Origin of the sequence: Enterococcus sp. AZ149 (assembly GCF_051714285.1) — a bacterium.
Taxonomy (GTDB): Bacteria; Bacillota; Bacilli; order Lactobacillales; family Enterococcaceae; genus Enterococcus_D; species Enterococcus_D entomosocium.
The window spans coordinates 1182391-1203397 of record NZ_JBIORO010000001.1; the positions used below are offsets into that span (position 1 = coordinate 1182391).

Genomic DNA, 21007 nt, shown 5'->3' on the forward strand with positions numbered 1-21007 from the left:
GAAAGAAGGAAAAAACATGATTCATTTAGGGATTATCGGCACAAATTGGATCACCGATCAATTTGTACAAGCAGCCCACGAAACCAAACGCTATCAATTGGTTGCCGTATACTCAAGAAAGTTAGCAACGGCACAACGTTTTGGAGAAAAATATGGGGATATCGAGTATGCGACCGATCTGGACACTTTTTTTGGCTTAGCTCATATGGACACGGTCTACATCGCGTCTCCGAATAGTTTGCACTTTGAACAAGCCAAGCAAGGTATTTTAGCAGGAAAAAATGTCATTGTGGAGAAGCCAGCCTTTTCAACGCCTGAGGAAATGGCGGAGATCATCGAATTGGCAAATCAGCAACAGGTATTATTCTTTGAAGCAGCTCGCAACATCCATGAAGCAAGTTTTTCTACTGTAGCCGAATTCTTACCGACACGCGGTGCCATTCTTGGGGCGAACTTTTCTTATATGAAATATTCGTCTCGTTATGACGCTGTACTAGCTGGGGAGGAACCAAATATTTTTTCTCCACATTTTTCTGGCGGTGCCTTAGCAGATTTGGGCGTCTATCCGATTTATGCGGCGATCGCTTGGTTTGGCAAACCGCAAGATGTTCATTATTTTGCCCGTAAATTACCGACTGGTGTAGATGGTATCGGGACTGCAGTGTTGCGCTATGCTGACTTTGATGTCACAATCCAAACAGGAAAAATCGCTGATTCAGAGTTGCGTTCAGAAATCTATTTTGAAGACGGTACATTAGACCTAAATGCCGTCAATGCCATCGAAGAAGCCGCATTTTATGAGCGAAAAACAAAACAAACCCAGGCATTAGCAGTAAGTGCTTTAGAAAACCCGATGATCGAAGAAGCACAAGACTTTGCAGACATCATCGAAAACAAAAATGATCCCCAACAAGGACAACGGTATGAGGAATGGGTGGAACTTGCTCGCAGTGTCAATGAAACCATCGCTCTTATGCGTAAACAAGCAGGCATCATTTTTGATGCAGATAAAAAATAAGGAATGGAACATTTATGACAGTATTTGAATTGACACAATTGCCAGACATCTGGCAGGAAAAATGGCAGGCGGCAGGGTATCACGCACCGTCCTTGATACAAGAGAAAACCTTTGGCCCTTTAAAAGATGGTGAGTCTGTCATTGGAGTCTCACCGACCGGTTCTGGTAAAACTTTGGCGTACCTCTTGCCACTGTTAACAAAAGTCGAGGCAAAGCAAGGTAATCAGTTGCTGATTTTGACTTCTTCACAAGAATTAGCGATGCAAGTCACAGAAGTGGCCCGGGAATGGGCCCAAGCCATTGGTTTGACCGTTCTGCCGCTAATTGGTGGCGCAAGTACAAAACGCCAAGTGGAAAGACTGAAAGACAAGCCCGAGGTCTTGATTGGCACCCCAGGCCGAGTGTTAGAATTGATCAAAGCAAAAAAAATCAAGACCCAGCAGTTGCAATCGTTGGTATTAGATGAGGTTGACCAATTATTGAAAGAAGGGGCCTTCACACTGGCTGCCAAGATCAATCAAACATTGCCAAAACAAATCCAGCGTAGTTTCTTTTCAGCAACCGCTAACGAAGTGATTGATGAGATTCGACCATTGGTGACAAAAGAGCCGCTGATCATTGATGTTACCCAAGAAGATCAGAGCAAAGGCGTGATCCATCACTACTATTTGAATTATCCGCAACGACGAATCGTGGATGCTTTAAGGCGCTTTGCTCATTTACCAAGCTTTCAAGCCTTGGTTTTCTTCAATGAATTAAGCGCAATGGGAAATGCAGAAGAAAAACTGCTGTTTCACGGCTTGCCGGTGGCATCATTAGCATCTGACCAAAACAAACTTGCCCGAAAAGGCGCACTGGAGAGCTTCCGTCAAGGAAAACTAGTAGAATTATTGACGACCGATGTCGCCTCTCGCGGCTTAGATGTGGTGGATTTGCCTTATGTCATCAATACGGAAGTCCCGTTAGAAAAAGAATCCTATCTGCACCGGGCAGGACGTGTTGGACGAATGGGCAAAGAAGGAACCGTCGTCACGATCGTTCAAGACCATTCGTTGAAGGATTTGAAAAAAATCGCGAATCAATTGTCCATAGAACTCAAGGAAGTCTATCTGCATGGGGGACAATTACACACAGAAGCACCTGTTATCGAAAAGGAAAGCAAGAAAGAAACGAAAATAGTAAGTGTGCAGAAAATTTCCAAGAAAACATCTGAAAAATTACACACTCCTGTTAAAAAGACCAAGAAAAAGACGAAAAAGCAAAAAGACAAAGGAAAAAGACGCCATTGAGCGTCTTTTTGTGTTACCATTAACGTTGTTTATTATTAGTGTGTAAAAAAATGAGGAGGCTATCGAATGAATTCGCGAAAAGAAGAGATTTTTCAAACGATCGAACTGCATAAGCAAGGGTTGACCGCAGTTGACGTCGCTAAAATCTTACAAATCGATCGCAGCAATGCAAGCCGTTATCTCAGTGAGCTTTATAAAGAAAAGAAAATCGGCAAACGTTCCGGCCGTCCGGTCGTTTATGAGCCATTAGAAGAAACGGTGCATGTGGATGTTTCCTCTGAAGTGAGTTTTGAAAGTCTTGTTGGGGTTCAAGCTTCTTTAAAAGTAAGTATCCAGCAAGCCAAAGCAGCAATTTTATATCCGCCTAGAGGACTCCATACCATTATTTTTGGAGAGACAGGTACCGGTAAATCCTTATTTGCCGAATGTATGTATCACTTTGCGGTTGAATCAAATATGTTAGAAAAAGATGCTCCTTTCGTATCGTTTAATTGTGCGGATTATGCACAAAATCCGCAGTTGTTGTTTGGTCACATCTTTGGCATCAAAAAAGGGGCCTACACAGGTGCTGCAGAAGATAGTCCAGGACTTATGGCAAAAGCCGATGGCGGCATATTGTTCTTGGATGAGATCCATCGACTGCCGCCAGAAGGCCAAGAAATGCTCTTTACCTTCATTGACAAAGGGATCTACCGCCCATTAGGGGAAAGCAACCAAGTTCATGAAGCCGCCGTGCAGATCATTGGTGCCACCACTGAATCATCAGAAACCTTTTTGACGACCTTCAATCGGCGAATTCCCATGGCTATTACTTTGCCAAATGTGGAAAGTCGTTCGCTAGATGAACGGTATGAAATCATTTCCTTGTTTATCAAGCAAGAGGCGACCCGTCTAAATCAGCGGATCGATGTCGAGCGAGATGCGATATTGGCCTTTATGCTCTATGATGCAGAAGGCAACATCGGTCAAATCAAGCGAGACCTGAAACTCGTCTGTGCGAAGGCATTCTTACATTATCGGACCTATGGGAAAAAACACCTCCTGATTCGAAAAGGCGATTGCTCACTGCAAGTTCAAAAAGGGCTGTTGAAGATCAAAGAAATGTCAGAACGCTTGGATCGGTTTTTAGATGGCAAAGGCGACTTTCTGAGTTTCGAACCCGGCGACCCAGATGTTGTCTGGTCTCGTGATCCGCAACGGAATATGCAGGTGTACAATGAGATCGAAGAAAAAGTCAGCACACTGATTGAAACCGGTGTAGCCAATGTTGATTTAGAAAACTTGATCTCTAAGGATGTGGATGCCTACTTTGAAAAATATGTCGAAGAATTGATCCAAAACCCTGTTCATAAAGAGTTGATTCCAGAAGACATTTGGAAACTGACCAATGTTCTTTATGACTTGGCAGGTCAGAGGTTAGATCGAACTTATAGTGAAAAAGCCCGTTTTGCCTTTGCGTTGCATTTGCAAAGTACGCTGGAACGTGTTAAAGAGGGACATATGATCGTTCATCCGGATTTGAACACGATTAGAAAAAACTTAAAATCCGAATTTCAAGTGGCAATGGATTTATCGACGATCATTGAAGAGGAACGTCATGTCGAGATCCCATTTGATGAAATCGGCTTTATCAGTATGTTTTTAGCGATTCAAGTCAAACAGCCTTCGCCATTGCCCCTTGAAAAAATCGAGATCATTGTCTTGATGCATGGCAAGGCAACTGCCAGCAGTATGCTGGAGACAGCCCAAGAGCTGCTGGAGACCGACCATGGCAAGGCAATGAATATGTCTTTGGATATGGAAGTCGGGCAAATGTATGACCAGCTGTTGAATTATATCAATGAAAACAAAGAGAAGATGAGCAATGGCTTATTGCTTTTAACCGATATGGGCTCCCTCAATTCATTTGCGAATTTGATTTCCGAAGAGACGGGGATTCGTACGAAAGCTATTTCGATGGTCAGCACGATGATTGTTTTAGAAGCTTTGCGGATGGCAGAGAGTGGGCGCAGTTTAGAAGATATCTACCAAAACATTCAGCGTTCTTTTGAAACCATCGTACAAGAACAGTTCCGTACGGTTCGTGAAGCAAAAGGAAATAAAAAGGCAGTCATCGTTACTTGCTTTACTGGGGAAGGTGTCGCTGCCAAACTTTATCAACGAATTTATCCCGTCGTCGATCAATCAAAAGTCGAGATCATCCAAATGCAATTTATTGAAAAAGAAACCTTCAAAAAACATATTGACGGCTTGCTAGAAGAATATGAGATCAAAGCTATTGCCGGCACCGTCGAGATCGATTATCAAAACATTCCGTTTTTCTCCGCCTATGATGTTTTTGATGACAATCGCTTGAATGTGCTAAAACGAATCGCTTCAGATGAAGTGCCGATCGAAAAGATCGTGCGTTCATTGGAAAATACGATAACTCATGTTGGGTCCGTCTATCATCTGATCGAAAGTCTGCAACGAATCGTTCATCAGATTCAAAATCAATTGCATGTGATTGTAGAACCAACCGTCGATGCAGGATTAGTCATTCATTTAGCCTTTTTGGTAGAAAGTTTATTGAAGAAGGAGCCTTCCCGTACTTTCGTCAACTTAGCTACTTTCCAAAAACGGTACCGAATTGAAATGGATGTTTTACGAACCCATTTATTACAAATTGAAAAAAATTATCAAATCAAATTTTCTGAAGATGAGATCGCCTATTTAACCCAAATGTTTTTAGAAAACAAAATCAAAAATTATGATGAATCCGCACACAATTTTAGTGTGTAATGAAAAAACTGCGAGTGTGTAAACGAGAAATTGGTTCAGACCATTGATAAATAAAGGTCTGAACTTATTTTTTTTTGGCACGCTTTTTGCTTTATAGTAAAGTGTAACTTACAACAGAAAGGAGCAGATGCGCGATGGCGAAAAAAACGATTATGCTGGTTTGTTCAGCAGGAATGAGTACCAGTCTATTGGTGACAAAAATGCAAAAAGCAGCCGAAGCTAAAGGAATGGAAGCAGATATCTTTGCTGTTTCAGCTTCAGAAGCCGACCAACATTTGGAGTCAAAACCAGTCGATGTTCTATTGTTAGGACCACAAGTACGTTTCATGAAATCACAATTTGAACAAAAATTAGCACCAAAAGGCATTCCTTTGGACGTGATCAACATGGCAGACTATGGCATGATGAACGGCGAAAAAGTATTGCAACAAGCAGAAACATTAATGAACTAAGATTTTTTAGGATCGAAGTGTAAGGAGGATTTTTAAAGATGGATGAGCAAAATTTGGAAGCCATTATGGGATTGATCATGTATGGTGGTAATGCAAAAAGTGACGCAATGGAAGCAATCGCGGCAGCAAAAGAAGGGAACTTCGAATTAGCTGACCAAAAAATCAAAGATGCTGAAGCATCTCTTGTGGAAGCGCATCATTCGCAAACAGGATTGTTGACACAAGAAGCGCAAGGCAATCATATGACCGTGACATTGTTGACCGTGCATTCACAAGATCACCTAATGACATCAATCGCATTTACCGATTTAGCGAAAGAAATCATTGATGTCTATCGACGTCTAAATAACGAATAATCTTTGAACGGATAGAAGTAGTTATTGTCGATGAATCAAAAAATCTTCTTTGACGAATAGAACTTATAGGAGGAATTAAGAATGGATGGATTAACAAGTTGGATGGAGAGACACATTCTCCCGGTTGCAGCTAAGATTGGTGCGCAAAAGCATTTGGTTGCCTTGCGGGATGCTTTTATCGGAATGATGCCAGCAACGATGGCTGGGGCAATTGCAGTATTATTGAACGCCTTCATGCGTGATTTTCCAAACACTTATCTTGGTGCGGACAATGCAATCACGAAATTTTTCACGCCAGTGATCGCAGTCAATGGTTTAGTTTGGACAGGTACCTTAGCAATTATGGCGGTTATCTTCTCAGCTTCATTCGGTTATAATTTAGCGAAGGCTTACAATGTTGATGCACTATCAGGTGCGTTGGTCTCTTTAGCAGCATTTATTATGGGTATTCCACAATCTGCTTCTCTTTCTTTAGCGTTAGAAGAAGCACTACCAGCAAACGTGGTAGACATGATCAACAGTACAAGTGCTACATCAGGATTTGCAGCAGATGGTTCAACGATCAGCGCTGCAGGCTGGGGCTACTTCCCATTTAGCGCCTATATGGGTGGCTCTGGATTGTTCACGGCAATCATCTTTGGTTTCGTTTCAGTTATTATCTTTGCAAAATTGATGCAAAAAAATATTATTATCAAAATGCCAGATTCAGTGCCACCAGCAGTTTCCCGTGCCTTTGCAGCGATTATCCCTGGGATTGCCGGACTATATGCTTCAGGTTTGATTTACTATTTATTTGAACGCTTTGTCGGTATGCCGATAATTGACTGGATCTCCGAATCGATCCAAAAACCATTATTGGGTCTCTCTCAAGGGTACTTTGCCGTATTTATCATTGTTTTACTGGTCCATGTCTTGTGGTTCTTTGGATTACATGGAACAAATATCATGGGACCTGTTCTACAATCGATCTACGGTGTGGCAATGGTTGAAAATACTAATGCTTATCAATTAGGGGAAGCTGTTCCTTATAAATGGGTAGCAGGTTCATTCGAAGCATTTGTTTGGCCTGGTGGAGCAGGTGTGACTTTAATGCTCTTGATCGCAATTTTGCTATTCTCTAAACGTGCCGACTATAAGACAGTTGGTAAACTAGGGATTGGACCTGGGTTGTTCAATATCAATGAACCAGTAATGTTTGGTCTACCAATCGTGTTAAACCCATTGTTTATCATTCCATTTATTGTTGCACCGTTAGTTACAGCAACGATTGCTTACTTTGCAACAACTTTAGGGTTAGTTGCACCAGTTGTGGTAAATGTGATTTGGGTAATGCCAACGATCCTAAGCGGCTTCTTAGCTACCGGTGGAGACTGGCGTGCGATCATCTTGACAATTATTAATTTGGCTGTAGCTTTATTGATCTGGGCACCATTTATTATTGCTGCCAACAAAATCAATCCAGCAGACCAAGAGAACTAATCAAATAAACTAGATGGGTGGCTTCACCCATCTAGCTATCTTTTTTAGGAGGAGAAAAAATGATTATTGTAAATTCCGCGATGCAACAAGACAACATCAAAGCATTACTTGAGTCTTTGACAGAAGGTGAGATCAAGTATACCTTTAAAGAAAAAAAAGGGATTCAGTTGATTTTTGAAACAACGGCAGAAGACAAAGAAAAAGCAGCGAAACTTGCCAAAGACGCAATCAAAAATACTGATTGGGGTCGAGTGCTATACTTTAACGTCGTTAGTCAATAGTGAGGTGATATCATGTTTAAAAATGGATTGTTTTTTATAAGTATCGGTAGTATGTTATTTATATACAGCGCTAACGCGCAGTCAGGTGAATACCACTGGGTGAATCTCATCACGTCAGTCATTCTAATGGCTATTGGAGGAATCATGGCTTCAATTGGACACAAACGCAACAAGAAAGACAAGGAGGCGCAAGATGGAAATCACTAAAAAAATGAATGTACCCGCTGACTTTTTATATAAGACGATCATCGATTCCGTTTTACATGATATTAAACAAGCGACAGATCAAACACTTACTGAAGAGCAATTAGAAGGATACAGCTATCTTAAACAGTTTTATAAAGATAGTAATGCCACCATAACAATCGAAACGGTCAAGAAGAATCAAGCCTATGCGTTCCAAACGGCGACGAAAAAAAATACCTTCCGTGTACACTATCAGATCGAAGCGATAGACGAGTCGCACTGCAACTTGCATTATGAAGAAAAAATGACTTCTGAAGGCATGATTCAGCAATTAAATGACATGCTCTTAGGTACGATTCTAGGATATTTCAAACGCAAGCAATTTAAAAAAATGTTGAGTATGATGGAAGAAGCATATTAAGGGGTCGACTGACGCCTTTTTTGCGTTTCTTGCGTGTTTTCAAGTAGAGGAGATGAAGGAATGACAGATGTCAAAAAAATGACCGAATTTGGTTCGCAAGAAGTACTGGACTTGGTTTCTTATGCCTTTCAGTGGGAATTGAATGAAACAAATATCAAGCGCTATCGCAAGCTTGCGGAAAATTCTTGGAATTATGGTTCCTACGATGGGAATGGAAAATTGGCGAGCCAAATCATGGCAACGATTTTTGATGTGAACTTTCATGGAACGAGTTATCCGATGGCAGGGATCGGTTTTGTGGCTTCGTATCCAGAGTATCGCAGCCAAGGTCGGATCGATCGGATCATGAAACAAATCATTAAGGACTGCTATGAACAAAAAATCGTTCTTTCCTATCTGGCACCTTTCTCCTTTGCGTTTTATCGCAGATATGGGTATGAGTATACTTTTGAACGGACGGTTTATGAAGTCGATGCGCATCAATGGCCCGATGGCAAGAAAGTGAATGGAACGATTCAACGCATGAATTGGGAGGAAGCACAGCCGATCATTCACGAGATTTATCATCAATTGCCGCGCCATCAAAAGGGCGGACTGATTCGCCAACCCTGGTGGGAAGAAATCAAGTTTGTTTTGCGCCGACCGTATACGTTTGCGATTTATCGCAATGAAGCAGGGGTCCCTGAAGGCTACTTGATTTACTTTATCGAGGGAGGACGTTTCGATATTCAAGAGTGGGGCTATTTGACTGCGAATGCTTACCAAGGATTTAATCGGTTTATCGTCTCCCATGCAGATTCAGTAGCACAGATTAACTATCGACCAGGGTTTGATGGGGAAGTCCTACAAGCAAACGCGGCCAAACCATTGTCTCACTACCAAGTGCGCCCGGACATGATGGCGCGCGTCATCGATGTGGAAGGGTTTCTAAAAAGTTATCCATTTACGATGAAAAAAGCTGGTCGTTTTGCCATAGAAATTCAAGGGGATGAATATGCCCCATGGAATAATGGGTGTTATGAAGTGACAATCGAAAACGCTCAGCATCAGGTCACGAAAACGACGGCCACCAAGCTGCCAAAAGCAACCTTGTCGATTCAGCGTTTTGTGCAGCTGTTCATGCAGGCACAATCCCTCGATTCTCTGGTCTTTTTCCAGCAAATGGAAACGGAGAAGGAAGCTGCAATGATGATTCAGGAAAACTTACCAGACGGAAAGCCGATTCTGGAAGATTATTTCTAAGCAAATCGAGGCAGAGGTATTTACTTTCCAACAAAAAAAGATTCCTTAAAAATAAGGAATCTTTTTCTTCAAAAAACGTTCCCTGCCGGAATCGAACCAGCAACTAATCCTTAGGAGGGACTTGTTATATCCATTTAACTAAGGGAACACAATAGCTATATTTTACCTGTTATTCGTGTTTCTCGCAAGATGAGAAGGAAAAGAAAGGAAGAAAAACATGGTCAAACGATTGATAAGTGCAAACTATAGTGAAATCAAAGAAATGTCGGCGCAAGAATTAAAGCAATCCATTAAAGCGAGCGAAGGACGAGTGATCGTCTGTGAAACGGTGGTTCAAACCATGCCGCAAGCTGGCGATATCACCAACGCAGAAGTCGCGGCAGCTTTTGGGGCTGACTTGATTTTGTTGAATGGCTTTGATTGTTATCGTCCAGCTATTTTTGGGATGCCTGGTATCACATTGGAGCAGCTGCTTGATCCTACACAACCGATTGAAAACCCGATTCCTCAACTAAAACAACTGATTGGACGACCTGTCGGCATCAATCTTGAGCCGATCCCAGCTACGACGGAGATGATGAGTGAAAAGATCAGCATCAGTCAAGGCCGAACAAGTTCGGTTGACACCATCAAAAAAGCCCAAGAACTCGGGGTGGACTTTCTCTGCTTTACAGGCAATCCTGGAACAGGTGTGACCAACCGAGAAATCGCTAAAGCAGTAAAATTGGCAAAAGAACATTTCTCTGGGTTGATCATCGCTGGAAAAATGCACAGTGCCGGCTCAGATGAACCTGTGGTTGATCGAGAAGCCATCATTTCTTACGCTGAAGCTGGGGCAGATATTTTGTTACTGCCTTCCGTTGGATCGATTCAAGGCTTTCTAGAAAAGGATCTGATTGAAGCTGTTCAAATTGCCAAACAATATGACTTATTGACGATGTCAGCGATCGGAACGAGTCAAGAAAGCGCACGTCCAGAAACGTTGCGTCAATTAGCCATTATCAACAAAACCTGTGGGGTCGATCTGCAGCATATCGGTGATGCCGGCTATGGCGGCATGGCACCGACCGAAAATATTTTCGAAACATCGGTTGCAATTAGAGGCATGCGCCATACGATCAATCGTGTCGGGCGTTCAATTAATCGTTAAATCAGAAAAAATTACTAGCGAAGGAAAACGAAGAATCGTTCTGCTTCGCTTTTTGCTTTTTTTCGCTAAGTTAGAAAGAAAGGAGGAAATACAAAATGAAACAAGCATTGATCATTTACGGAGGATGGGAAGGACACGCCCCAAAAGAAACCAGTCAGTTTTACCAAACGTTGCTGGAGTCAGAAGGATATCAGGTGACACTCGCCTCAGATTTTGAACCTCTCTATCATAAAGAAGAATTAAAAAGGCTGGATCTGTTGATCATGAATTGGACGCGTGGAGAATTACCTGATGAGCCGCTGCAAAATGTCACTCAGGCTGTAGCAGAAGGATTAGGATTAGCAGGAGTTCATGGCGGCTTTGCTTCGGCTTTTCAAGCCAGTAAAGGCTGGTTGTTTCTGACTGGCGGCTGTTTTTTGGCACATCCTGGCGGCTTGGAAACGACCTATAGCATCGATCTTACGACAAATCACTATATTACGGCAAATACGCAATCGATCCCTCAGTTGACGACGGAGCAATACTATTGTCTGGTTGATCCAGCCGTCACTGTGTTAGCTACCTCAACATTTGCCGCTAAAGATCATCCGAATGCAGCTAACCAAGAAGTCATACTGCCAATGATGTGGATCAAAAAATGGGGCAAGGGCAGAGTCTTTTTCCAATCTGTTGGACACAGTTTAAAAGAGCTGAAAGAGCCGATCATTCAGACTTGGACCAAGCGAGGCTTTCTATGGGCCACCAGAAACACATTGACAGATCCGTTGAAGAATAGTCGGTATAGTGAGTCATCAGAAAAACGAATGAGGAAATAAAATCGTGCAATCGTTTTACTTTATGGAAGAAAATAAGCATGGTACACTTTATTTGTATTTGATTAAGCAGGAGGTAATGTGGAATGGGAAAATTTGGAAAAAGTTTTTTATCGCAGGTAATATCTGACGGAATCAAAGGACCATTTGTCACGATCATGCTCAATACGCATGTCGGCCACCAGAATGTCGAAAAGGATCAAATCAAATTTAAGAACTTTGCCAAAGATGCGAAGCGCCGCTTTGAAAAGAAATACCCAGAACATTCTTGGGATCTTTTTCAAACGAAAATTGATGAACTGCTTGCAGATCAATCATTTTGGCGCAACAGTACAACAAGTGTGGCGGTGATTATCACCCCAGAAGAGGTACTGGTCCATCGGTTAAGTATTCGTGTGGATGATCAATATTACGTAGGGGAAACCCCTTATGTATTAGCTGTCATCAAAAATGCACAATTTAATTACCCATTTTATCTCTTAGCGTTGAATCGCGATTCAATGCAAGTCTATCAAGTTGAAAACAATCAAGTGCGTGAAGTCGAGTTGCCAGAAGAGGCACCGACGACGATTGAAAAAGCGCTGGGGGAAGAAGTCACTGGTGGTGGTAACTTTAATTACAGTGCTCAAGGTGGCCCTAACTCAGGGGGAGAAGGCGTTGCTTATCACGGCTTTAGTGCCAAAGATGAAGAAGTCGAGATCGATCACGTCAACTACTACCAAGCAGTTGATGCATTTTTCAAGAATGATTTTTCAAATGAAGAGCATTTACCAATGTATCTGTTTGCATTACCAGAAAATCAAACGCTGTTTAAAAAAGTGGCAAAAACGAACTTTTTCAAAGCAGAACCAAGTATTTCCTCTTCCCCAGCATCGTTATCCTTGAAAGAGATCCAAACGTGTACGCATAAGTTGATTGCAGAGTTGACACAAAAAGAAGTTGGGGAATACGGTAAGCTGTTGGATCGAAAATTTATTGACCAATTGGTTGATATCGTGCCTGCAGCCAAAGAAGGCCGGATCGCCTATCTGTTTGTGGCTACCTCAAATCTCGCCGATGGTTTTGGAGAAGATCCTGATACAGAGTACGATCGGCGGCAAGTGTTAAATACAATGGCAATCGATGTTTTAGAGAACGGCGGTGAGGTATCTATCTTGGAACAAAAAGATGCCCCTGGAGAAAAAAGTTTGACGGCGATTTTGCGCTACTAAACGCAGTTGCGTCGTTAGCCAATAAATCGTTTCCAAAAAAGAGAAGACTGTTGCAGATCTTTAATGCAGCAGTCTTTTTGCAAATTATAAAAAAAATAAAGGCGTTTTCATTTTTTTTGATTTTCTATTAGTCATAATGAAGATAATGTGCTATAATACAAAGTGTAGTTTTTGTTACGGTAAATTATGGTAGCTTGTTTCATCTTAAACATCTTCCACATTTTCACCTTATACAAGTAATTGCAAAATATGTGTATAAACACAAGGAGGATTTTTATTATGGAAACAGGTACAGTTAAATGGTTTAACTCAGACAAAGGTTTTGGATTCATCACTGCAGAAAACGGTAACGATGTATTCGTTCATTTCTCAGCTATCCAAGGCGAAGGCTTCAAAACTTTAGAAGAAGGTCAAGCAGTGACTTTCGATATCGAAGACGGACAACGTGGCCCTCAAGCGACTAACGTTAACAAAGCATAATTAGTGAATGCCTTTTAAGAGCAGCTTAGCTGCTCTTTTTTTGTGCGCGAGATAGTTGCTTGCAGACAAAGGAGTTGTTATACTCTTAAAAAAAGGAGGCACATTTATGGGGTTGAATGAATTTATTCTCGGATTGGCTAATTTAGAGAAGATCCAACGAGCGCCGGGTTTTTTTAAGTTTACTGAGCACAGTGTCGCTGCTCATTCATTTCGAGTAACGATGATTGCCCAGACCTTAGCTGATATCGAAGAAAAGGCGGGGAATCAAGTCAATTGGCAAATTCTCTACGAAAAAGCCTTGAATCATGATTACACCGAACGTTTCATCGGTGATATCAAAACGCCGGTCAAATATGCGAACAAAGAATTGCGGGCAATGTTATCAACCGTTGAAGAAAAAATGACCGATGCCTTCATCGAAGAAGAAATTCCAGGAAGCTTTCAAGCAACGTATCGCAGACGCTTAGCGGATGGCAAAGACAACAGCCTTGAAGGGCAGCTATTAGCAATTGCGGATAAGATCGATCTTTTGTACGAATCTTTTGAAGAGATCTCAAAAAGCAACCCAGATAAAGTATACAAAGAAATGTTTCGAGAGGCCGTTTTAACCGTCAAAGAGTTTCAGCATCGTCCGTGTGTCACTTATTTCTTTGAAGCCATTTTTCCAGAGTTACTAAATGCAGATTTTTATGGCAAAACTGCTTTTCTAGAAGAAATTGCGGCTTTGGTGGAAAAATAACCAAAACGAAAAAACGAAAAATCAAGAAATGATTCATCTCAAGGGCTTCAATGAAACAAGTGAGGGGATCAGGTTTGATTTTTCGTTTTTTTGTTGGATTAAAGTAAAGATTCCGCTCCATCAATATAGACTTCCGTTCCAGAAATATTGCCGGCAGCCTCTGAAGATAGAAAAAGCACAAGGTTGGCGACTTGTTCTGGCACGCCTGTTTCTTGCTTTAATGGTCGAGAACGTTCTGGATATTTGACGGGGATCTCAACGCGAGCAACCTCTTCTTCAATTTCTGTGCTGGCATCGATATTCGTCGCGATCGCCCCAGGGCAGATGGCATTGACCCGAATATTATAACCAGAAAGTTCCAGCGCAGCCATTTTTGTAAAGGCGACTTGACCTGCCTTAGACGTACTGTAAGCAGTCGCACCAAAATTGCTGAAGATGCGGGTTCCATTGACTGAACTCGTAATGACAATGCTGCCACCGTTCGTTTTCATAAAGGGAATGGCTGCTTTGACGGTAATAAAGGTACTACGTAAGTTTGTGTTGATCGTCTGATCCCATTCTGCCACTGTCAGCTCTTCGATCGGTGTCCAGGTACCGTTGATGCCGGCATTGACATGGAGTACATCGAGACCGCCTAGTTCTTCTACAAGACCACTCATTGCTTCTTGCAGCTTATCCGCTTCAGTGACGTCAACAGCTCGATAATGGGCTTGTGCTTGATAGTCAGCAAGAAACTCCTGCAGCTCTTCTTCGTTGCGATCAATTAACCCAACAAGTGCGCCCTGTGCTAGAAATTGTTCTGCCACCGCTTTTCCAATCCCTGAAGCAGCCCCCGTTACAATCACTCGTTTGTTTTTGAAATCATTCATTTTTTTCGCCTCCTTACAGTAAATTATAAAAAAGATCCCTTTTTTTGTCGAAAAAAGCGATCAGCGAACAGCAACAAACTTCTTCAGCTAGAAAACGCCAATGGTTGGTTTTATAATTTTACCTCCCGAGAACCCTCTTATCTAGTGGGAAAACAGATGTAATCGCCATTGATTTTGTAGTATAATGCAGACAGTGTGCAAGGAGGAATACAATGAAACCCATATACGCTGTGGTGGATCTTGAAACAACAGGAACCGATTCGACGATTGATCGAATTATTCAATTTGGCTGTGTCTTAGTCCAAGATGGCAAGATCATCAATCGTTTTGCCGCAGATATCAACCCTGACCGCAGAATTTCTAAGCAAATTCAACGATTGACACACATCACAAACCAACAAGTAAGCAAAGCGCCATATTTCGAAGACGTAGCTGATACGATCTATAACTTACTCAGCAACACGATTTTTGTGGCGCATAATATTTATTTTGATTATCATTTTTTAAGCAATGAATTTGTGCGTTGCGGGCTACCGCCTTTATCACTTCCCGGAATCGATACGGTGGAATTGGCGCAAGTGTTTCTACCAACAGAAAGCAGCTTTCGTTTAGGCGATCTGGCAGATAGCATCGGCTTTCGTCATGATAACCCGCATCAAGCTGATAGTGATGCAGAAGTGACCGCAGCTTTATTTTTGTATATCGAAGCGATCATGCGAGAACTGCCCCGAACGACCCTGAAACAAATTGCGCTTTTAAGTGGTCAAATGGGCATGCAAACGAGTGACTATATCCATGGAATCTTAAAAGAAAAAGGCCCAGAGTTGGCAGAAGATTTAGAAGTGATCGACGGTATCGTCTTGCGGAAAAAGACCGTCCCGCTTTTTGAATCTACGCATTTTCAAGAAACGTATCCGAAAGTTAAAGCGGAAAAAGAACAGCGCTTTGGCCAGCACTTAGTCTATCGGAAACAACAAGCACGCTTGATGAATGCAGTGTATACGCATTACACCCAGCCAGAGAAAAATCTGATCATTGAAGCAGAAACAGGCATGGGGAAAACCATTGGTTACTTGTTTCCAGCCGCCTATTTAGTGACACCAGAAAATCCGTTGATCGTTAGTACCTCTTCAATTCTATTGCAAAATCAAATCATCAACAAAGACATTCCTTTGGTAAACCAAGTACTGCAGCAACCTTTGCAAGCAGTTTTGGTCAAAAGTCATCGTCATTACATTGATTTGCAGCGTTTTAAAGCGACCCTTGATCAACCGATAGAGCAAAAGCAATATGCGCAATACCAAATGGGGATCTTAGTTTGGCTAACTAAAACAGAAACGGGGGATTTCGATGAATTGAACTTGGTTCGACTTGATCATCCTTTATTTACCGACATCCGCCATCGCGGCGTTGCTTTTTTAGCCAAAGATCAACCCTTCTATGAACAAGATTTTGTCCGACATTTATATCGGCGGATGGCGCAAAGCAATGTTTTGATCGTCAACCATGCCTTTTTGATGCAGGAAAATCGGCGAGCGCAGCCACTGTTGCCAACGAGTGATTACTTATTGATTGATGAAGCCCAACAGTTGCCGCAACAAGCAGAAGGCTTTAGTCAACATGTCTTTGACTCTGCTCACTTCAAGCGGCAGTTTTTACAGCTAAATGAAGAAGGGCTATTTGAAGAAATTGCCCAAATCATTACCGAGGATGACTTTCTGCAACGGATGTTCTCGTTGTATCGAAACGCGTTGTCGATTTTGGTCGAAACACAAGAACAGTATTTTCGCAGTTTGTCGATCGATGCGCCAGAGCTACAAGTCGTGCACCATGACGACCTCTATGATGGCACGTTAGAACAAGACAAGCTGCATCAGAAATTGAGCCTTTACTATCAAGAAATCAATGAGATCCAACAACAGTTGCGTCAGCGATTCGAGTTGACCAATGATCGGTGGTATGCAAGACAACGAATCGTGATTGCTCGTTTGTTTGATTTCTTTGGTCAAATGGAAACCCAGGAACAAACGGTGACCGCATGGTTGACTTGGTGGCATCCTCGTTACGTTCATTGGTTGAAAAAGCATCCCCAGTCAGGAAATGCTGTGATTGAATTAGCTGATCTAGAAGGGCATTCGATCGTGGAAAGCACGTGGTATCAACGCTATCAGCACATCATTTATCTTGGGGGGACATTGAAGATCCCAGGAAATAAAGAATATTTTGCCCATCAGATTGGCTTGACCGATGTGCCAGTCAAAACGATTCCCGCTTTTTATGACTACAGCAAACAAACTCGACTCTATGTAGTTAAAAAAGGACTCTCGATCCAACAAGCATCAGCTGCCGAATACGCGGATTATTTAGTCGAAGCGTTAGTCCCAATTTTGTTTGACAATCCGCAACCAGCGCTTGTGTTGTTTACGGCGCACGAAACTTTGAAAAATGTCTATGATCGATTGAATAAAAAAGCCCTGCATTATGGCAGAGAAATCGTTGCTCAAGGAACTGGCGGAACCCGTGAGAAAATCTTAAAGAAATTTTTATTAGCGGAAAATGGCATCTTATTAGGGACTAGCAGTTTTTGGGAAGGGATCGACCTACCAGGTCAGGCCTTGAAGATCGCTGTGGTGACTCGCTTACCTTTTGAGAATCCTAAGCAACCAATGGTCCAAGCACGGCATGCCTTCTTGGAAGCAGAAGGCATCGATTCTTTCAAAGAAGATGCCTTACCTAAAGCGATTCTACGGCTACGCCAAGCGTTGGGGCGCTTGATCCGTTCTGAAGAGGATACAGGCGCGATGGTCGTCCTTGATCGACGCTTGTTATCAACGAAGTATGGCAAACGGATGGTCAAAGGTCTACCTAAAAACTTACCTCTGATTGAAGCTAGTCCAACCGAAATTGCCGAAGATATTCAACATTTTTTTGCGCAAGAGGAAAAAGCGGCGGTTGATTTTGAAAAATGAGTCGAACATCTGATATAATGAGTTTTATTTAAGATTGGAGTACGAAGTGTGAAAACAAAAGACAAAGAACATCGGCGAGTGATTATTTTGCTGAGTGCGATCACGGTTTTACTGGTCGTTATTCTCTTCGCTTCTATTTTCTATCTCCGTTCTTCTCGTCCAATGCGGCAAGCAAGAAACGAAGCGATCGAAATAGCAGAAAGATACACCGATTTAGCAGAGGTCGAACAATTTTATTGGTTCACCCGTGAGGAAACATCTTTTAGCATTGTTGGAAAAGATACGAATAACAATGAGATCGTCGTGATCATTCCTAAAAGCGGCGAAAAGGTTTCCGTTTTTAATCAAGGGGATGGATTGACGGAAGCACAGGCCAAGGCCTTCGTTCGCGACAACCATCAAGGGCAGGAAATCCAAAAAGCAGCATTGGGTATTTTTAAAGGCGAGCCCGCTTGGGAAGTCATGACTAAAGACGACCAAGGCCGCTTGAACTATTATTTGATTGGTTTCAAAGATGGAGAAGAAATCAAAGCGGTCACTGAACTATAAAAAGGCGCTTTTGATAGACAGAAATTTGGATCGTAGGAAGGATGATAAACATGGTACTTTCAAAAAGAGCAGAAAAATTAGAACCCTCCGCTACGTTAGCGGCATCTGCTAAGGCAAAAGCATTAGCAGACCAAGGTGTAGACGTATTAAGTCTAACCGTCGGTGAGCCCGACTTTATTACCCCGAAGAACATTCGCCAAGCAGCGATTGCAGCGATTGAGAGCGGCAAAGCTAGTTTTTATACAGCAACTGCTGGGATTCCAGAGCTAAAACAGGCGATTCTTGCTTATATGAAAGAGTTTTATGGTGCTGACTATGATTCAAACCAAGTGATCGTGACAGATGGCGCGAAATTTGCCCTTTATACGTTGTTTCAAGCGCTTCTTGATGAAGAGGATGAAGTACTCATTCCAGTTCCTTACTGGGTCAGTTATGCGGAACAAGTCCGTTTAGCAGAAGGGACACCTGTGTTTGTTGAAGCTAAGCAAGCAGCAGATTTTAAAGTTTCTGTTGCTCAATTAGAAGCCGCTCGTACAGAGCAAACGAAAGCCATCATTTTAAACTCGCCTGCCAACCCAACAGGGGCGATATACTCAAAAGAAGAATTAACGGCAATCGGCAACTGGGCAGTGGAAAATAATATTTGGATCATAGCGGATGATATCTATGGTCGTTTGGTTTATAACGGCAATACCTTTACATCAATCGCTAGCCTATCAGAAGAGATCCGCAAACAAACCATCGTGATCAACGGCGTTTCTAAAACCTATTCTATGACTGGGTGGCGGATCGGATTTGCTGTCGGCGATGCAAAAATCATCAAAGCGATGGTCGATATCGCTTCCCAAGCTACCAGCAACCCGCCGGCTGCTAGCCAATACGCTGCAGTTGAGGCACTGACTGGTAATCAAGAATCGATCGAAGTGATGCGTCAGGCCTTCGAAGAACGCTTGAACAAACTATATCCGCTAATTGCCGCTATTCCTGGTTTTCAGGTGACGAAACCCCAAGGCGCGTTTTACTTGTTCCCAAATGTCAAAGAAGCCATGACAATGTGCGGCTATCAAACCATTGATGCCTTCGTAGAAGCTTTACTAATGGAAGCCCACGTGGCAGTAGTGACTGGTGCTGGTTTTGGCACACCGGATTATTTACGGATCAGCTATGCAACTGATTGGGACACGTTAGAGGAAGCTACCAAACGAATCCATGATTTTGTTGAAAAGAAACGCCAAAAAGCTTAAAATGCTCTATGGTGCCTTTATTAATTAGATAGGAGAGAATCAAGTGGAATCTATTCAAATTTTAGATGCAAAAAAACACGTTGGCGAAACCGTTCAAATCGGAGCATGGGTTGCTAACAAACGTTCCAGCGGCAAGATCGCCTTCTTACAACTTCGCGACGGAACAGCGTATTTCCAAGGAATCGTTGTGAAAAGTGAAGTAGGTGAGGAAGTTTTCCAATTAGCGAAAAATTTAAATCAGGAAACTGCCGTACTGGTCACTGGGGAAATCAGGGAAGACAGCCGCTCAAAATTTGGCTATGAAATTGGCATTTCTGGTTTAGAAGTTGTTGGGGAAAGCCATGATTACCCAATCACACCTAAAGAACACGGAACAGATTTCTTGATGGACCATCGTCATTTATGGTTGCGTTCCTCAAAACAACACGCCATCATGCAAATCAGAAACGAAATCATCCGGGCAACGTATGAATTCTTCAACAAGAATGGCTTCATCAAAATCGATCCACCGATCCTAACCGGATCAGCACCAGAAGGAACGACCGATTTATTTGAAACCAACTATTTCGATCAAAAAGCATATCTATCTCAGTCCGGTCAATTGTACATGGAAGCTGCCGCTATGGCGTTTGGCAAAGTCTTTTCTTTTGGACCAACTTTCCGTGCCGAAAAATCAAAGACACGTCGTCACTTGATTGAATTTTGGATGATTGAACCAGAAATGGCCTTTATGCACCAAGAAGAAAGTTTAGAAGTCCAAGAGCAGTACGTGGCATTCTTAGTGCAAAATGTGCTCGATAACTGTGACTATGCGTTAGACGTCTTAGGTCGTGACCGTGAAGTCTTGAAAAAATACACCAAATTACCATTCCCACGAATCTCTTACGATGATGCAGTGGAATTATTACAAAAGAACGGCTTTGATGATATTCAATGGGGCGATGACTTTGGCTCACCACATGAGACCTTTATTGCCAATTCATTCGATCAGCCCGTCTTTATCTTAAACTATCCAAAAGCCATCAAACCTTTCTATATGAAGCCACATCCAACGAGAGAAGATGTCGTGATCTGTGCCGATATGATCGCACCAGAAGGCTATGGCGAGATCATAGGTGGATCTGAACGTGCCATCGATCATGAATACCTCCTAGAGCAAATCCGCGCCCACGGCTTGGACGAAAACGAATACTCATGGTATTTAGACCTACGCAAGTACGGCTCAGTTCCTCACACCGGCTTTGGACTTGGACTAGAACGGACCGTTACCTGGTTATCAGGAATCGAGCACGTAAGAGAATCCATTCCGTTTCCACGGTTGTTGAATCGGATTTATCCGTAAAAAAGATAAAAAGTCAGCTTGATTTGAAGCTGACTTTTTTTGATTTCTTAAATGTGATGAATAAGATTACTGCTCATTGACTGATGCTAATGAAAGAAAAGCTCAAAAACAGTTAGAGTAATATAACGGTTTTGTTA

At 42.3% G+C, this 21007-nt stretch carries 20 protein-coding genes and 1 tRNA gene; 19 read left to right on the forward strand and 2 right to left on the reverse strand.

Features of this window, described 5'->3' with window-relative positions:
• The first annotated feature begins 16 nt into the window (after positions 1 to 16).
• From IGI94_RS05620 to IGI94_RS05665, 10 genes are all read left to right on the forward strand, one after another.
• Positions 17 to 1018 carry a Gfo/Idh/MocA family protein gene (locus tag IGI94_RS05620; protein WP_438899523.1) on the forward strand — a complete coding sequence of 334 codons (1002 nt, stop codon included), beginning with the start codon at positions 17 to 19 and terminating at the stop codon, positions 1016 to 1018.
• A gap of 14 nt (positions 1019 to 1032) precedes the next feature.
• A complete protein-coding gene (locus IGI94_RS05625) occupies positions 1033 to 2307 on the forward strand; it encodes a DEAD/DEAH box helicase (protein WP_086299621.1) in 1275 nt (424 codons plus the stop codon).
• A 66-nt stretch (positions 2308 to 2373) separates the two neighbouring features.
• The gene (locus tag IGI94_RS05630; protein WP_016613177.1) at positions 2374 to 5088 is read left to right on the forward strand and encodes a sigma 54-interacting transcriptional regulator; all 2715 of its coding nucleotides are present in this window, start codon (positions 2374 to 2376) and stop codon (positions 5086 to 5088) included.
• Positions 5089 to 5222: 134 nt separating this feature from the next.
• Positions 5223 to 5540 (forward strand): PTS sugar transporter subunit IIB, encoded by a 318-nt coding sequence (locus IGI94_RS05635; protein ID WP_005229471.1) that lies wholly within the window; start codon positions 5223 to 5225, stop codon positions 5538 to 5540.
• 38 nt (positions 5541 to 5578) lie between these two features.
• Complete coding sequence (locus IGI94_RS05640; protein WP_005236949.1) at positions 5579 to 5896, forward strand: PTS lactose/cellobiose transporter subunit IIA; 318 nt, start codon at positions 5579 to 5581, stop codon at positions 5894 to 5896.
• 81 nt (positions 5897 to 5977) lie between these two features.
• Entirely contained in the window at positions 5978 to 7375 is a 1398-nt protein-coding gene (locus IGI94_RS05645; RefSeq protein WP_005236948.1) for a PTS sugar transporter subunit IIC, read from the forward strand.
• A gap of 59 nt (positions 7376 to 7434) precedes the next feature.
• Positions 7435 to 7656 (forward strand): hypothetical protein, encoded by a 222-nt coding sequence (locus IGI94_RS05650; RefSeq protein WP_005236947.1) that lies wholly within the window; start codon positions 7435 to 7437, stop codon positions 7654 to 7656.
• Positions 7657 to 7668: 12 nt separating this feature from the next.
• A complete protein-coding gene (locus IGI94_RS05655; RefSeq protein ID WP_005236946.1) occupies positions 7669 to 7863 on the forward strand; it encodes a hypothetical protein in 195 nt (64 codons plus the stop codon).
• Positions 7850 to 8263, forward strand: coding sequence for a DUF3284 domain-containing protein (locus IGI94_RS05660; protein ID WP_016613180.1), 414 nt, complete (start codon positions 7850 to 7852; stop codon positions 8261 to 8263). Before IGI94_RS05655 ends, IGI94_RS05660 begins: the two co-directional genes overlap by 14 nt.
• 60 nt (positions 8264 to 8323) lie before the next feature.
• A complete protein-coding gene (locus IGI94_RS05665; protein ID WP_438899524.1) occupies positions 8324 to 9505 on the forward strand; it encodes a GNAT family N-acetyltransferase in 1182 nt (393 codons plus the stop codon).
• A 76-nt stretch (positions 9506 to 9581) separates the two neighbouring features.
• On the opposite strand, the gene IGI94_RS05670 is transcribed toward IGI94_RS05665, so the two are convergent.
• Positions 9582 to 9653, reverse strand: a tRNA-Arg gene (locus IGI94_RS05670).
• A gap of 69 nt (positions 9654 to 9722) precedes the next feature.
• Between IGI94_RS05670 and IGI94_RS05675 the strand changes: the two genes are divergently transcribed.
• The 5 genes from IGI94_RS05675 to IGI94_RS05695 all read left to right on the forward strand — a co-directional run bounded on the left by IGI94_RS05675 (position 9723) and on the right by IGI94_RS05695 (position 13897).
• On the forward strand, positions 9723 to 10655 hold the full coding sequence (locus IGI94_RS05675) for a DUF7916 family protein (RefSeq protein ID WP_074536761.1): 933 nt from the start codon (positions 9723 to 9725) through the stop codon (positions 10653 to 10655).
• Between the two features lie 95 nt (positions 10656 to 10750).
• Positions 10751 to 11470: a ThuA domain-containing protein gene (locus IGI94_RS05680; RefSeq protein WP_438899525.1), complete on the forward strand. Its 720-nt coding sequence runs from the start codon at positions 10751 to 10753 to the stop codon at positions 11468 to 11470.
• A gap of 83 nt (positions 11471 to 11553) precedes the next feature.
• Positions 11554 to 12678 carry a baeRF6 domain-containing protein gene (locus IGI94_RS05685; protein WP_438899526.1) on the forward strand — a complete coding sequence of 375 codons (1125 nt, stop codon included), beginning with the start codon at positions 11554 to 11556 and terminating at the stop codon, positions 12676 to 12678.
• A gap of 279 nt (positions 12679 to 12957) precedes the next feature.
• Complete coding sequence (locus IGI94_RS05690; RefSeq protein WP_003126918.1) at positions 12958 to 13158, forward strand: cold-shock protein; 201 nt, start codon at positions 12958 to 12960, stop codon at positions 13156 to 13158.
• Between the two features lie 106 nt (positions 13159 to 13264).
• Positions 13265 to 13897 carry a YfbR-like 5'-deoxynucleotidase gene (locus IGI94_RS05695; protein ID WP_008381147.1) on the forward strand — a complete coding sequence of 211 codons (633 nt, stop codon included), beginning with the start codon at positions 13265 to 13267 and terminating at the stop codon, positions 13895 to 13897.
• 98 nt (positions 13898 to 13995) lie between these two features.
• Here the strand turns inward: IGI94_RS05695 and IGI94_RS05700 are convergent, their stop codons facing one another.
• Positions 13996 to 14766 (reverse strand): SDR family oxidoreductase, encoded by a 771-nt coding sequence (locus IGI94_RS05700; RefSeq protein ID WP_438899527.1) that lies wholly within the window; start codon positions 14764 to 14766, stop codon positions 13996 to 13998.
• A 212-nt stretch (positions 14767 to 14978) separates the two neighbouring features.
• Here IGI94_RS05700 and IGI94_RS05705 point away from each other — a divergent pair, with 212 nt between their 5' ends.
• Genes IGI94_RS05705 through asnS form a run of 4 tightly spaced genes read left to right on the forward strand, consistent with a single transcriptional unit; the run spans position 14979 to position 20870 of the window.
• On the forward strand, positions 14979 to 17735 hold the full coding sequence (locus IGI94_RS05705; protein WP_438899528.1) for a helicase C-terminal domain-containing protein: 2757 nt from the start codon (positions 14979 to 14981) through the stop codon (positions 17733 to 17735).
• Positions 17736 to 17783: 48 nt separating this feature from the next.
• Entirely contained in the window at positions 17784 to 18284 is a 501-nt protein-coding gene (locus IGI94_RS05710) for a cell wall elongation regulator TseB-like domain-containing protein (protein WP_005236934.1), read from the forward strand.
• Positions 18285 to 18334: 50 nt separating this feature from the next.
• Entirely contained in the window at positions 18335 to 19528 is a 1194-nt protein-coding gene (locus tag IGI94_RS05715; RefSeq protein WP_115232551.1) for a pyridoxal phosphate-dependent aminotransferase, read from the forward strand.
• A gap of 43 nt (positions 19529 to 19571) precedes the next feature.
• Entirely contained in the window at positions 19572 to 20870 is a 1299-nt protein-coding gene (gene asnS / locus IGI94_RS05720; protein ID WP_005236932.1) for an asparagine--tRNA ligase, read from the forward strand.
• Positions 20871 to 21007 lie beyond the last annotated feature (137 nt).